Source organism: Lysinibacillus sphaericus, assembly GCF_015844675.1.
Lineage (GTDB): Bacteria > Bacillota > Bacilli > Bacillales_A > Planococcaceae > Lysinibacillus > Lysinibacillus sphaericus_E.
Genome location: NZ_LDGC01000013.1, coordinates 119,622 through 133,837, shown reverse-complemented (window position 1 = coordinate 133,837; position 14,216 = coordinate 119,622). Strand labels below are relative to the sequence as shown.

Sequence of the window (14,216 nt, the reverse complement as noted above, 5' to 3'; positions counted from 1 at the left end):
AGTACGAGTTACAGATTGATAGAACACCTTCGTGCATTTCTACATGTATTGTGAAAGTTTTCTTTCTTAAAGGAGATTTCTTTTTTATTTCTCTAGTTTCTGATAACTTTCGATAAGGCATTTTTGATAAGTTTCTTCGTTAATTTACTGAGGGCACCTCTAGTCATATAATGGGATTCCGAAAGATTCGCCACATTGGGATTTGTATTTTTTTCAATGGATTCAATACAATGTACTTGAGAAAGTATGTGTCCCTCGAGACTCTTCCCCATTTTACTCTTATTAAGCCAAGCTATCTTGTTAAATAAGTCCCTGTCATTCATTATGAGCTCTTCTTTTTAGTCACGGTCTGACCTCCCACTTGTTGGTACATTAATAATATTATACCGTTATTTCCCTTCTCATTTGACAAAATTATTTGTATAAATGAACTAGATCCAATAGATATTTGCTCCGAAATTTTGAACAATAAATACAAAACAGTCCAAATCTAATTGATCTTTTACAAAGAACTTGCATACACTTTGGACATGAATGTACTGACAAATTTAAAAATGTCTAAAAGTTCTAATCTTTAATTGTGGACAAGAAATTTTAGACAAATTATTAAAAGATTGCTTATCTTCTGTACTTTTCGACTTGTAATTCTGAAGTTCCCTATAAATTTCATGTGAACGATTACTTTCCTCTTTTACAATCATAGGATATAACTACATGTAGCGATAAATTTATATTATATATCGAGATTGAAAAAATTCTCGATTAATACAATCACTTGTTATGAATAGGAATTAAAGCTCTCCTTACCCTTTTTTAGGCCAAGCCTGTAAAGAATTAAGCTTCTTTATCTAACTAAGTAGTTCGTTTTCACTTATAAATATATCACAACTCGATATTCTGTCATTTTTTCACCAGCTATCGTATTAAATTAATTCTTGATTCAGACCTAATTCATCAACTTTAACAGCTCTTTTTAACATGATTCCTCTATTAATAAAGACGCAATTTCTCGAACTTATTCTTTAAATGCTTCCATAGATCAATCAAAACCAATGCGTATCCAGTGACTAGAAATTCAGGCAATACTATAATGTTAAAAACAAAAAAATTAGATAAAAATAACAAATATCACTATTTTTAAACATAATAGAGGCTACCAATTAGTAGCCTCTTAAACAAGTTGAGAATAAACATGAACATACTATTGAGCCTCGTTGTTTATATACTAGTAATAACTTCATCTTTATTATATCTTTTTACTTTTTGAATAAGCCTGCTGCAACTGCAGCATTAAAACTTCTTCTTGCAAAATCTGTTGGATCCCCAACATTCTCCCAATGCATGTACATTAATCTTGGATTATCAAAAAGCCAATGGTTATGCACTGCTGTAACAATAAGTCCTCTCTTTTGAAGCTCTTTCATAAATGGATTAATTTCTTCCTGAAGTACAACAGATTCGCCGAGGTTCAGTGTGTTAGCCAAAATACCTTCAAAAGAAAGGGCAAATGGAAGTGCGAGAGGGGATCGAGTAGTTCGTCCAAGAATGGTAGCTTTAATATCGCGAAGGCGCTGTACAACACAAACAGGTGTTGAAGTAATAACTTCTCCACCGATGATATTAGCAAGTTGTTGACATTTTATTGCCCCTACGCAACTGCTTAATTTTTCTGACTGATTTTGTTCCTGGGAATGATTATCATGCTCCAATCTATTCACCTCCTTTTGTTTTATATAGTAATAATATATTCTCAAGGGCGTAATGTGACTGGGAAATATACCGGCAAGCTCCTTTTATTCTAGAATTTTTTCTATCTATTCCTATACCCCTCTGCCGAACCACTTTTTAACTTTAACAGTGCAATTAGCTTTACCTACCTTCTTCCCCTCAAGTTTACATAAGATAAATAAAAATAGAAAAGGAGCTAGGAAAATGAATTCGACACATTCAAATAAAATGTATGATTTTATTGTTGTCGGGACTGGACCAGCTGGAGCAGTTATAGCTAAAACACTAACAGACTATAAAAAAACCTCAGTCTTAGTCCTAGAGGCAGGAGAAAACAATGATAGAGATAAACCAATTCGAGATTCTAGATTCGCTCCTGAACTAGAAGAGCAATTTTTCGCAGAATATTTTTGGCAAGGTGAAGGAGTACCCCAACCTGAAGTAGATGACAGAACATTTGAATGGACTACGGGGCGGCTTTCTGGGGGCGGGTCTTCAATTAATGGTGAACAGTATGTCAGACCTACACCAGCTGTTTTAAAAGAATGGGAACGTCTTTTAGGTAACTTATGGTCCCCTGTACGAGCAAATCGTAGCTTTAAACAGTTAGAAAATTTTCATGGAGAAACAAGTAATCCTGAATTTCATGGCTTCAATGGTCGTATAGATATCAGGCAAGCCCCTAAAAATCCACCAATGATAACGAAAAAATTGGTTTCAGCGATCGAACAAGCAACAGGTTATAAACAAATACTTGACTATAATAACCCAAAAACCCCTATTGGTCCTTTTACTCAATGGCAACTATTTCAAAAGATTAATGGAGAACGTGAAAGCTCTTCTACCGCATTTTTATCTTCAGACATTATGACTCCTGGTGGATACGGGGTGAATGGACGTAAGTTAAGGGTTGTTTATAAATCAACCGGACTTCGTATTTTATTTAGGGAGAAAACAGCAATAGGTATTGAATATCTACAAGAAGGTAAAAAGGTCCAAGCTTTTGCCCGAAAAAAAGTAATTATTTCAGCAGGTATAAACAGTGCGCAACTGTTAATGTTATCTGGAATTGGCCCTTCAAATGACCTACGTCAGGCCGGTATCCCCGTTATTTTTAACAATCCGAATGTTGGGAAACATTTGACTAATCATACCTTAAATACTGCTACATTTAGTGTGAATTCAAAAGATATTCATCAGCTTCAAAACGATCCATTTTCTCTTTATACAGGGGGTGCCTTTTTACCAAATCCACTTAATAGCAGTAACAATCGCCACCGAGGTGTTCAACTCATTGGGATTGTTTCAGAAGAAAATTTAAATATTGCTATTATATTTTTACAACCAAAAAGTCAAGGATCCATTAAAATACAAAATAACGACCCTTTAAAAATTGTCCTTGCGGATGAAGGTTTCTTAGAAAATGAATATGACCTAGAAGCAATAAAGGCTATATACAGAGTTTATATTAAGGGCATTGCGGAGAAACTTTCAAAACTCGACCCAAATTATCAGCTTGTAAATCCAACATTTGAGACCATTGAAAATGACGATGAACTTGAAAACTTTATTAAAGAAAATTTTGGCCATAATCACCATCAACAAAGTTCTCTTCGAATGGCCCCTATTGGTAAAGGTGGCGTCGTGGATCGGTATGGAAATGTACATGGAGTCAATAATTTAATGATTGCTGATGCACAAATCATTCCTTTTACAGTAGATGGTAACACGTCTGCAGCTGCGTACCTAATTGGATATACCATTGCTAAACGTTTAATGGGTGGGAACGCTTTTGAATAATAAACTTATTAATATCACAGGTTTTATAATACACGGTTAATATGTATACACTGAGCGAATGTTAGAGCGGACGTTCTAAAAAGCAAGTCATTTATGTTTCTAGTAAATGTAAACCTAACTAGCACTGTTCGTTAAAGTTAAAAAAATCATAATGGTCGAATCTTAGTTAAATATTAAAATCCCCTCCTCCACAAATGGTTGAGGGGTTAATCAAAACTACTATTTGAATATTTGATACGAATCATACATATATTGATTTTAGTATTTCATTAAAACAGAAGACTATAATTTTCCTAATGAATATAAGCGGAAATTTTCTATAAAGATAGGATGATGACAATTATTGAAAAATCGGTTCTTGCTATGGTTATTTTACGTGTATTGTCTGGAAGTATCGAAGTAAGTGCTGGATTGTTGATGCTAAAGTTGAATAATTTAGAAAAAGCCTTCTATATTAATACAATGCTTGCATTGGTTGGTCCAACAGTTTTAATCGTCACGACAGCAATTGCATTATTTGGACTAGCTGATAAAGTTCCTGTGACGAGAATCATTTGCCTATTTACGGGAATAACACTTATTATTGTTAGCTCACATGTTAAGTAATAATAAAGTATTCCTAAAAAAATAATAAATTTCTTCAAAGAGTATGTTTTGTAATGGATGTTAATTACATTAGCATAAATCGACACACTCTAGTTAATAGTTTTGATAGAACACGAGAGACATCACATTTATTAGCCATAATTTTGCGTCCTTTCTGAACAATATCTTTTGATTATTTTTCCTAAGAATGTTCATTAGTTTGCTGTAGCGTGTAACGACGCTGCTTTTTTATGTATAAGTAACCACTACCTGGACAAATTAATATTGAGTGTATCGCACGCACTTATTCGGTTGTGGCGTTGGTTGACCGTCACATCCGCCCTCATTCAGGGTCACCTTAACGATGTTGTAGTGGAGATCGAATCTAATTGCCAATTCACTTTGACCTACACCTGGAACTATGTATTACGTTAAAGATGTCCATCCATTTTCTTTAAATTGATACAGCTTCGTAGCACATTCTAGCCCTTTAATAAGCATTTCTAACAATTGAAAAATAGAGTACGTAAGATATCAGTATAATTGCCCCGACGAGTAGGTACATGTAAATGCCAACGTCCAACTTATGTAAAATATCCCTAGTTTTATTGCCAGCCTTATTGTAACGCTTTTCTTACCATTTTCATCTCATACCTTTTTAAAAAGATCATATCACCCAGGCTAAATACAAATCCCTCAAATTTATTTGAGTTTAGTGAATTTAATACGTCTAGTCCAGATTTTAATCAACTTCTTTTATTACATAATGACTTGGTCGACAGATCAAAATATTGAAAAATATAACTTCAGTTTTTATCACAAAAAAGGAGCTGTCCAGAAAGTCGTACTTTCGACTTCTGGATTCCCCTTTTATGCTTACAAGCTAAAAATTAGAGCTATTCTCTAGAATACAGTTCACCATATAATTTTTGAATCAGGTCTTTAAATATTTTATTTGCCTCTTCTAATTCTTTAACTTACGTTTTCAGACTTATTACTTTTCTTGGGTTATGATATAGCCTTAGAAGTCTTTTGCTACAGATTCAGGCAATAATTACAGTATTTCAACAGGTGAAGTATAAATACGAAAAGGATGATGATTTAATTGCAAATCACCATCCTTTTTAGTGTATTAAATCTTAATCGGAAAAAATTATTCCTTATCAAAATCCATTTCAAAGGGTTTTTCTTCATATTTGGTAACATCATACTGCCCAATTACTTAATAATTACTAGACGCTTCATCGTCAGGCTTGAATTTATTGAAATCAGCTACATCTAATGCATCTGTCATCATCTTCAAAAAATATTTTGGTTCCGGAGCTTCTTCTACTGCGGCAAGAACTAGTGCATTTCGTAAATATCCTGCATTTTGTGAGAGCAATTGAGCATTGAAGTCTAGCTTATTTGCTTCAGCAAAAAGCTTCATGAAAATCGAAATCGCTCGTGTATTTCCTTCTCGGTAAGGATGAACACGCCAAAGTTTTGTCATAAATGTAGAAAAATCCTCTATAAGACGAAGATTAGAATATTTCCATTGCTTAGATTTAGACCAAGTGAAAACAGATTTTAAATCAGAAACAATGTGATTTTTATCGCTATAAGTAACAGATAATCCATTTAAAACGTGTTCACCTTTAAAAATATTGATTGTACGGAATTCCCCTGCCCATGAATATAGTTCATGAAAAAGAAAGTGATGAATCATTTGGAGACTTTCATATTTTTGAAAGTCAATCTCATGAGTGATAGAAGAAACATCTAAAATCCCCGCGATTAACAGCTGTGCTTCAACGTCAATTAATTGTTGTCTATCCCGAATATTTAATTAGTTGATTAAGATATTTGTATTAGGATAAATATATGGGTCCATAAATTACTGTGAAGCCCTTGTATATTTTTCAACAATTGCTTGTTTCAATTGGCTGGATGATATTTGACCATTTTCATATTGGTTTAAGAGGTTTTGTGTAAAAACACTCGGTTTTCCACCGTCTAAAGCAGCCACACCGACTGCGAATTGCACTTGCTTTTTACGTTCTAGGCGTGAATTGTCTTTCATAAATAACACCCCTCACTTTATTGGTATATCTATTATATCAGTTTTTACGCATCCAGAGATAGTTGAAAATGGCCTTCATGATAGAAAAAAGAACGAATATTGCCCCTTCATCCACATTTATCCTATAAAGCTACTTTAAGAATCCATTAGAATCTGATGTCCTAAATAAAAATCATGAAGCATTAGATCTGCAGGGTTTACATGTTGTCTTTAAAGATATGTTGAAAATGACATGTTTCCCACCTACCCGCTTCGCGCTACATCATTTAAGGCCTACATTTGCAAAATTGATGCTACAACAAAGTACACCCATAATACTAGATATTCTTTTTCGCCAACTTTAATGTCCCATTCTTTTCAATATCAATTAATTTAGGTTTTCTTTTTTAACTTCATTGTACCTTTGTTATTGTTTGAATATAAGTTAGACCATTATTACCTATCTTATTTTCCGGAGCTTCAGTTAGATATGTTTGCATTAGTAGTTGCGGTTAAGAAGTTGGTTTTAGAACCTTAGATTCACATGCGGATTGCTGGGAAGATGGTGCGCTTTAGTCAATCAGAATTATTTATTTTGGAAGGTAGTTTATATTCGATGACTTAAATACAAAATCCTGAATGCTCATCAATGTAGATGTCGCCTTCCTCAAAATCTAGTATTCCTACTACTGATTTGATCGTTGTACTTTTCCCTGCTCCATTATGACCTATAAATCCAAAAATATCGCCATTTTCAACAGATAAATTTATGTTATCGCCAGTTTTTTTTCACCCTTATACACTTTTGAAAAATTTTTGATATCTAGGATTCCCATTCTTTCATCTCCTTATCTTATAATTACCGATCCGTCACATACACCTGCATACAGGCAGGATCTCTAATTATTTCATCTGTCGGAACATTTAATGTTGCTCTATCAATTAGTCATTAATATTTCCCTTACAGTTAACCATCAAAACTGAAATTGATAAAAGTACCGATCTCTTCATAAATTCATCCCCTTAGAGATTGACCCACGCTATTTAATGGATATTGAGAATAAGGGACAACACCCTAGTATACGATTCTTTTTTATTGTATATGGAATCATTATTATTAAAATAAACGGTTATTAAATAACTTGAAAGTTGTGACTACAGTATTTATTTTATGTAAACTAAATACGTCCATCTTCATAATACCCTCTGTATTTGTATTGTATATGGACAAGAACTTTTAGACATAAATTTCTTCTTTATCACTTTCATCATAAACAGACAACTAATATATCTAAATTAAAATTTTACTCCGTCCTTTTAGTCGGTGTATTTTGAATTTATTTCACTAAACGGTTCAGTTAGCTCAATAAGTACATTATTTAAGCAACGTTTGAAGACTTATTAGCAAGGGTGCATACACGATTAGTGGAATAAGCAAAATTACTGCACCAATTTTTTTAATTTCCTTTTGTAATAGTAAAAGAGAAGTCATGAAAAATAATGGGTAAATAATAAAAGTAATTATTAATACACCATCAACTAATTGATATAATTTTCCTGTAAATGCACCGATGAATGGGATTGAAATCCATTCTAGTAAGCTAAATGCAATAACCAATATCCACAACCATTTAAGTGTCATCACTAATCACCTCATTATCCTTGATTCGTTAAAAGAAGTAGAAACATTTTCTTGAATTAACCTAATAAACGTAATTGCTGTTCAACTAAAGTGTTTTATCCCACTCGTTTCATTTAAGTTATGGTAAGTTCATATAAAGGTTTCATTCGTGACTTTTTCAAAAAGATAAAATTCGTGTTTTGTTCGATTGATATCGTATCCAGCTGATGAACGAATGGCATTTTCACTATTTAAACACGAACATTTTTGATGATTTTTTCTAAAAATATTCGTAAATTGTACCGGATATTTTTTCAAACAAATCGGCACTTACTTGTATTTTTGCAGTACAGAATTTACTTGAACTGTACTAATATCAGGGAGAGTAACTCCTTTCTGTGGTTTCAGCACAGGCTGCGCGATCCACCCCGAAAATCCGATACAACTTGATAGGATTTGCTGAAATATCTTCAAGTGGATTCGGGTCCTCACTAGCACATGTGTGGAGTTTATGGTAACACAAGGGATGTTGGTTGGTTTATGAAAAAAACTAGGTTCTACCATTGTAGAACCTAGTCTTTTCGTTTAATTTCAAACAGTATTTCCATCAAAAGCATTACTTAAAGAATTGTTTTCTTCCCAGTCGGGGTTCTTTTTTCAATGATACGTATCGTTATGCTTTCACTTTAGATCCAACGAATTGATTAAAAAATGAGAGGATTTTTTGATAAACAGCAATTTCATTTTCTTTTTTAGAGAACCCATGTCCTTCGTCTTCAAGAAGCATGTACTCGACATTACGACCTTTATCTTTTAAAGCTTGCACGATTTGATCAGATTCCTCTTTCACAACACGTGGATCATTCGCTCCTTGGATAACTAGCATTGGTTTCACCATAGTTTCTAAATACGTAATTGGTGAGAAATCAATGAGTTTTTGCTTGTCTTTTTCAGGGTTTCCTACCCATTGATCCATAATTGGCTTCCAATCTTCAGGAACCGAGTTGATAAATGAGAACAAATCAGATGGACCAAATATATCCACTACAGCTTTGAAATAATCAGCATGTCTACCGTGAAGCAATAAGGCCATATATCCTCCATAACTTCCGCCCATCAATAAAATATTACCTTTTTCTGCATAGTTATTAGCAATGAGCCAGTCGAGACCAGCTACATTATCAAGGCGCGGACCGTGTCCCCAATCCCCTTCTACCATTTTCGTGAAAGCCAATCCATAGCCAGTCGAACCACGGAAATTCGGAGCAAAAATGCTATACCCATTATTTAAAAAGAATTGGAAGGAAGCTCTAAAAAATTTACGCTCTGCAGCTTGCGGACCACCATGCGGCCAAAAGATGATTTCACCATTATCATTTTCCTTTTTAGCTTTGAAAAATAGGGACTCTATTTCAAGTCCGTCAAAGGAAGAATAAGTAATTACATCCGGCTCAACTAATTCGCTTTGATCTACACCTGGAACTGTGTATTCCGTTAAAGATGTCCATCCATTTTCCTTAAATTGATAAATATTATGCGGCTTTGTAGCACTTCTTCCTAATAAAAACAAATTACCGGATTTTGTTACTATAAGCTTTTCGATGACACTACATGGTGAATCTAGTTCTTCCCATTTGTTCGATTGCAAATCATGCTTGTATAAATGATCTTCTACACCTTTCTCACTAATTACATATAGGAATTGTTTTTCTTTGTTATATTTCAACGTAGTAAAGCTTTCATTCTCTAAATCTTTCACTTTTACAAACTCATTTGTTTCTAAATTATACGAAGCCAAATACGTAAAATCAGCTTCGTAATCCGTTAATAAATAGATGAGCTCATCGGATACAAAAACTGCGTCACTGACTGTATGTTGCTGATCTGTTGGCGGTGTCAGGAGAATATGTTCCTCTCCCCGTTTGGCGTAAAAGAGCGTATACGTATTCGCAAAATGTTTATAGTAGAGGGCTATCTCTTCATTCGGGCTAAAATCGATTAAAAATGTGGGTGCATCTTTTCCTTCAAGAACTGTTTCTTCCTCACCTGTCACCAAATCATAGACGTATGCATTTAAATACGATGGGTTTCCTTTCGAAGATGTATAATAAAGCTTGTTCCCATCTTCAGATAAAATTGGCCCAGCATTGCGAGTTCCTTCTTCATAAATAATTTTCTTCATTGTTCCACCTTGAAGTGGAAGTCCATAAAATTGCGTATTTTCGTCTCCATTTTGGTCAAAACCGGCAATGATGAACCGTCCTTGTTTATCATAGAGAAGGCCTTGACAGCTCTGGTCAATAAAAGTAAGCTGCGTTGGGAATGTATTTGGCAAATTCATGGCCCATAAATTATACTTGCCACTTAAATTAGTACTGAAAACTAGTTGTTTTTCATCTGGACTAACCGCAAAATCACCAATCGAAAATGTTCGTAAAAACTGTTCTACGTCTGGTTTAGAAAAAGATATCATAAAGAAAACTCCCCTTTTTTTTGAATTGGGCGAAAAATCTACCTATTCATACAATACCATTATTACGCTTGATTGTATAATTTTCGGGAATTAAATGTACTCCCACTTGTCTTCTATGAAAATTAGAATAAAAAAAACGAATTTCATCATTAGAAATTCGTTAATCAATACTACATTTTGTTTATCCATTATCCACTTATTACAGATTTATTGAAGTAGTTGAGATGGACTTACTTTTTGAATTTGAACAAGTATGTCAAATGATTTACCTAATGATATATCAACAGTTGTTGGTATATCGGGGCCTTCGGTAGTTATTCCGGGAAAAATTGGATGTTGTTCGTTTAACCAAGTTTTTGTCAATCCGTTTGCCTTACGTAAATCAATAAAAAATTGGTCTTCTTTAACTTGACCAAAGATGTAATTATAACTGTTTGGATCATTTGATTTTAATGTTCCATATGGGCCAAATTCATGGTTAGTATTATAAACATTATATTTTCCTTCATAAACAGATGTTCCAATAGATACATACCGTTTTCCATAATGTTCTGCTAAATGCTGCCCAGCTACTTTAGGGTATATAAAAGGTATCATATTTGTTTTCGAAACGTGTCCATTATGTCCCCATACAATGGTTTTTCCTAAATGTTCTTCTGTCCACTTCGCATTTTCATACATTGCAATATCATGTTTTAAAAAAAGATCAGATGGTTTATCAGGATATGAGGCTAACATTATTGTAAACTGTTCGATAATACGGGCGTTTTGTTTTATCCATGCGAATTCCTCAGATTTACCATTTAGATACCTTTTATTTTGTTCTAATAAAGCACTGATTTGTTTAGCGTCTGAAATATATTTTTCTTTATTTTCTTTCGTCAGGTCGCTAAAGGTATTAATATCCTTTGTTACAGGAATCAGACCATTTATTTTCTCTTCTATACTAGGCACAAGAGCTGGATTGTTTCTTTTTATATATTCTATTATATTATTATAAATATTTTTGTTTACTGATTGTATATCCATACCAATGACACGCACTTTAGATTTATGTTTTGGATCAGCATTATATTGTCGAATCCAGTTAATTAGATTTACTATTTCTTGCGTATTAAATTCAGGTGATAGATGTTGGCTAGGGTTCCCTTTACCAGTAAGAACATAACGATCAATTTCCAAAGCTCTGTCCCATCCCTCTTCGAAAACTAAGTTGGTAAAGCCCATTTCAGTTACTAAATAATTAACAATGCGGTGTTTCATTGTAAAAACTTCATGAGCCCCATGCGTAGCTTCACCTAAACCTACGATTGAAGCTGGTCCTACCATTTTCTTAAGTGGTTTTAAATCATTAAGAGATGCTGTTGGATTAGTTGTTTTTAAAGGATTTGCATGCACTTCTAACCATTCAGCTATTTGATTTGTATCATAGGGAGCTGAAACAGAAACTTCTGTTTTCGAATTTGCATAAGTGCTCTCTACAAAATTAGTCATTGTTATAGCAAAAGCACCAATTGCAATAATTATTTTCTTTTTCATAAAAACCTCCTAAATAGTTTTTTGACATGGTCTAAGAGCTTACGCTGTTAAGATAAATTTATTCTAGTTCTTAAAACTCACTTATTTCTTACTAGATTCTTAATAAATCCTTAATTTACTCCTATCAATATAAAAACAAAAATTCCTTCCAAAGGATTAGGTAATTTTGCTATTCATCCTTATACAGGGTTGCCTATACCCAACAAAATAGCACTACTTAAAAAAGCGTATCCGGAAAATTCCCGAATACGCTTCCCTTAATCTTCAACTGTTTCTAAATAGCCTTGTTCTAAACATGTATCCGTCAAAAACTTCTTAATCCCCGTAGCAAATGACAATTCAATCGTGCTACTCGTTACGGCTAATATTTCCCCTTTTCCATATAACACATGCTTTACTTTTGAGCCTACGATTAACGCTGACTCGGTAGTAATCGTCCGCTCATTACGGTATTGCTTAGGTGTTTTCTTTGGATTTTTCGGCACTTTCTTTGGCAATTCTTGCGGTGAGACGATTTGTTTTAATTCTTTCATGAAAATTGATGGCACCACATCTGTTTTAAAGCGTTTACTATACGAAATTAATTCCAAGTGGCGAATCGCACGTGTGATACCGACATAAAAGAGTCGCGTTTCTTCCTCGATCTCTTCTTCCACCTCACTCGGTAAAATCTCCTCAATTAAGTCAATCAAATACACATTGTCAAATTCCAAGCCTTTTGAACTGTGCAATGTTGTCAGTGTAATTGCATTCAATTCATTTTTTACATGAGAAGAACGTGCTAAATTTTCAAGCTGCTTCAAACGACTCGCAAATTCGGTCATCGTCGTCGTGTGACGGGCAATTAAACCGAGTACATCGACAATATCTAGTAAATTTTCATAATTAAAACCGAGATTCTCACTCATTTTTTGTAAGGCACGCTCATAGCCAAAGTCATAACGGATATGCTTTAACATAGCTGTTGGGGTCGTTTTATCAAATTGAATGCTATCATACGTTTTGCGAATGCGCTTAATATAGTCAGGCTGATAATCTTTTAATTCAACATGTTCTAACAACTGTGTGAATACACAGCTATCTTCCGGCACTCTCTGTAATGCCTTAAATTGGGTTGGTGTAATATAAGCATTCATTTTTCTGTAAATCTTTTCAAAGACCGCAATATTTTTTGTATTGTACGCTAGACGCATGAAGTTCATAATATCCTCCACGACCCAATGGGTGAAAAAGCGAATCGTGGAATCTTTCATATAAAAAGGCAAACCTGCTCTGTCAAACGCGTCTATAAGCGGAATAGCTGACGTATTATTTCGATATAAAATAGCCGTTGAGCCGCGATTAGACAGATTTTTCAACTGGTCCACTAAATACTTAGCCTGTAAATTGTAATTCTCCAGGATTTTAAACGAGATTGGTTCTGCTGCAGGATTTTCCGTAAACATTTGTTTGTTAAAACGCTTTTTATTGCGCTGAATAAATAGGTTAGCTGGCTCTACAATCGTTGCAGCTGAACGATAGTTTTGCGTCATAAGTAAAACATGCGCCTCCGGATATTTCTTTTGGAAATCTAACAAATAATCTGGTTCTGCTCCGCGCCAACTATAAATGGCCTGATCCTCATCGGCAACGACGCATAAATTTTGATGGACTGCGACAAGCTTCGCGATAATCGCATGTTGAACGGGCGATGTATCCTGACTTTCATCCGTTAAATAATAATCGTAGCGGCGTTGGTATTGCGCCAGCACCTCTCGATTTTTTGTGAAAATATCATTCGCCATTAATAGCATATCGTCAAAATCAATTAATAAACGATCACTACCTGTACGTTTATACTCCTCATAACGCTTTAAAATCTCGACCTTTTTTGGCACTTTTACTTCTGCAATGGCCCATTCCTGTTCTGGCAGCATTTTATTTTTGATAAACGTTATGTACGTGAGTAGCTCGTCTAACTGATCTTCTGTAATTTTCGAGCCATTTAATTGTTCAAAAATCTCGCGAAGCACTCGTTTTTTTGAAACAACACCAGGCTTGTCCGATTCTTCAATGATGCCGTACGAAATGCCCTGACGTTCAAGTGTCTGCCGCACAACTTGAAATGCTAAACTGTGAATCGTCGAAAAATCAACTGGTGGCAAATGTGGGAAAAAATTCGCAAAACGTGCCTTCATATCACCTGCCGATGCCTTACTAAATGTGACAGCCTTTATACGAGAAGGATTCACACCAAGCGCCTCAATCATATAGCCAATACGCATAATAATCGTCGTCGTTTTTCCTGAACCGGGCGATGCCAATAGTAAAAGCGGACCACTCGTCTGTAACACCGCCTGCGTCTGCACATCATTTAGGCGAACGCCAAGTGAACGCTCCTTTTCCTCAAAAAACGCTTTTTGCGCTACATTCATATCAATCGCTCCGTT

General features: G+C 34.5%; 9 protein-coding genes and 2 pseudogenes. 2 read left to right on the top strand and 9 right to left on the bottom strand.

Annotated features, from left to right (window positions below; all coding sequences use genetic code 11):
* Positions 1-65: 65 nt before the first annotated feature.
* Both ABE34_RS25790 and ABE34_RS04945 read right to left on the bottom strand, forming a co-directional pair.
* Positions 66-323 (bottom strand): annotated as a pseudogene (locus ABE34_RS25790) (MarR family transcriptional regulator); the annotation flags it as partial.
* Between the two features lie 933 nt (positions 324-1,256).
* Positions 1,257-1,709 (bottom strand): DUF1259 domain-containing protein, encoded by a 453-nt coding sequence (locus ABE34_RS04945; protein WP_206700582.1) that lies wholly within the window; start codon positions 1,707-1,709, stop codon positions 1,257-1,259.
* A gap of 223 nt (positions 1,710-1,932) precedes the next feature.
* Between ABE34_RS04945 and ABE34_RS04940 the strand changes: the two genes are divergently transcribed.
* Together ABE34_RS04940 and ABE34_RS04935 are read left to right on the top strand one after the other, a co-directional pair.
* Positions 1,933-3,528 (top strand): GMC family oxidoreductase, encoded by a 1,596-nt coding sequence (locus tag ABE34_RS04940; RefSeq protein WP_197140870.1) that lies wholly within the window; start codon positions 1,933-1,935, stop codon positions 3,526-3,528.
* A gap of 330 nt (positions 3,529-3,858) precedes the next feature.
* Positions 3,859-4,134, top strand: a complete 276-nt coding sequence (locus ABE34_RS04935) for a YqhV family protein (RefSeq protein WP_197140869.1) — start codon at positions 3,859-3,861, stop codon at positions 4,132-4,134.
* Between the two features lie 1,201 nt (positions 4,135-5,335).
* Here ABE34_RS04935 and ABE34_RS04930 read toward each other — a convergent pair.
* From ABE34_RS04930 to ABE34_RS04900, 7 genes and pseudogenes are all read right to left on the bottom strand, one after another.
* Positions 5,336-5,851, bottom strand: coding sequence for a Fic family protein (locus tag ABE34_RS04930; RefSeq protein WP_346655527.1), 516 nt, complete (start codon positions 5,849-5,851; stop codon positions 5,336-5,338).
* Positions 5,852-5,989: 138 nt separating this feature from the next.
* Positions 5,990-6,175 carry an antitoxin VbhA family protein gene (locus ABE34_RS04925; protein ID WP_197140868.1) on the bottom strand — a complete coding sequence of 62 codons (186 nt, stop codon included), beginning with the start codon at positions 6,173-6,175 and terminating at the stop codon, positions 5,990-5,992.
* Positions 6,176-6,790: 615 nt separating this feature from the next.
* Positions 6,791-6,984: pseudogene (locus tag ABE34_RS04920) on the bottom strand (ATP-binding cassette domain-containing protein); the annotation flags it as partial.
* A gap of 545 nt (positions 6,985-7,529) precedes the next feature.
* On the bottom strand, positions 7,530-7,796 hold the full coding sequence (locus tag ABE34_RS04915; protein WP_197140867.1) for a hypothetical protein: 267 nt from the start codon (positions 7,794-7,796) through the stop codon (positions 7,530-7,532).
* Positions 7,797-8,448: 652 nt separating this feature from the next.
* Positions 8,449-10,248, bottom strand: coding sequence for a S9 family peptidase (locus ABE34_RS04910; RefSeq protein ID WP_197140866.1), 1,800 nt, complete (start codon positions 10,246-10,248; stop codon positions 8,449-8,451).
* Between the two features lie 207 nt (positions 10,249-10,455).
* Positions 10,456-11,787 carry an erythromycin esterase family protein gene (locus tag ABE34_RS04905; protein WP_197140865.1) on the bottom strand — a complete coding sequence of 444 codons (1,332 nt, stop codon included), beginning with the start codon at positions 11,785-11,787 and terminating at the stop codon, positions 10,456-10,458.
* Positions 11,788-12,044: 257 nt separating this feature from the next.
* Positions 12,045-14,201: an ATP-dependent helicase gene (locus ABE34_RS04900; protein WP_197140864.1), complete on the bottom strand. Its 2,157-nt coding sequence runs from the start codon at positions 14,199-14,201 to the stop codon at positions 12,045-12,047.
* Positions 14,202-14,216: the final 15 nt, after the last annotated feature.

Excerpts from the sequence above, each read along its gene's own strand:
- ABE34_RS04940 (WP_197140870.1), top strand. The coding sequence starts at position 1,933 with ATGAATTCGACACATTCAAATAAAATGTATGATTTTATTGTTGTCGGG.
- ABE34_RS04935 (WP_197140869.1), top strand. The coding sequence starts at position 3,859 with ATGATGACAATTATTGAAAAATCGGTTCTTGCTATGGTTATTTTACGT.
- ABE34_RS04925 (WP_197140868.1), bottom strand. The coding sequence starts at position 6,175 with ATGAAAGACAATTCACGCCTAGAACGTAAAAAGCAAGTGCAATTCGCA.
- ABE34_RS04915 (WP_197140867.1), bottom strand. The coding sequence starts at position 7,796 with ATGACACTTAAATGGTTGTGGATATTGGTTATTGCATTTAGCTTACTA.
- ABE34_RS04910 (WP_197140866.1), bottom strand. The coding sequence starts at position 10,248 with ATGATATCTTTTTCTAAACCAGACGTAGAACAGTTTTTACGAACATTT.
- ABE34_RS04905 (WP_197140865.1), bottom strand. The coding sequence starts at position 11,787 with ATGAAAAAGAAAATAATTATTGCAATTGGTGCTTTTGCTATAACAATG.
- ABE34_RS04900 (WP_197140864.1), bottom strand. The coding sequence starts at position 14,201 with ATGAATGTAGCGCAAAAAGCGTTTTTTGAGGAAAAGGAGCGTTCACTT.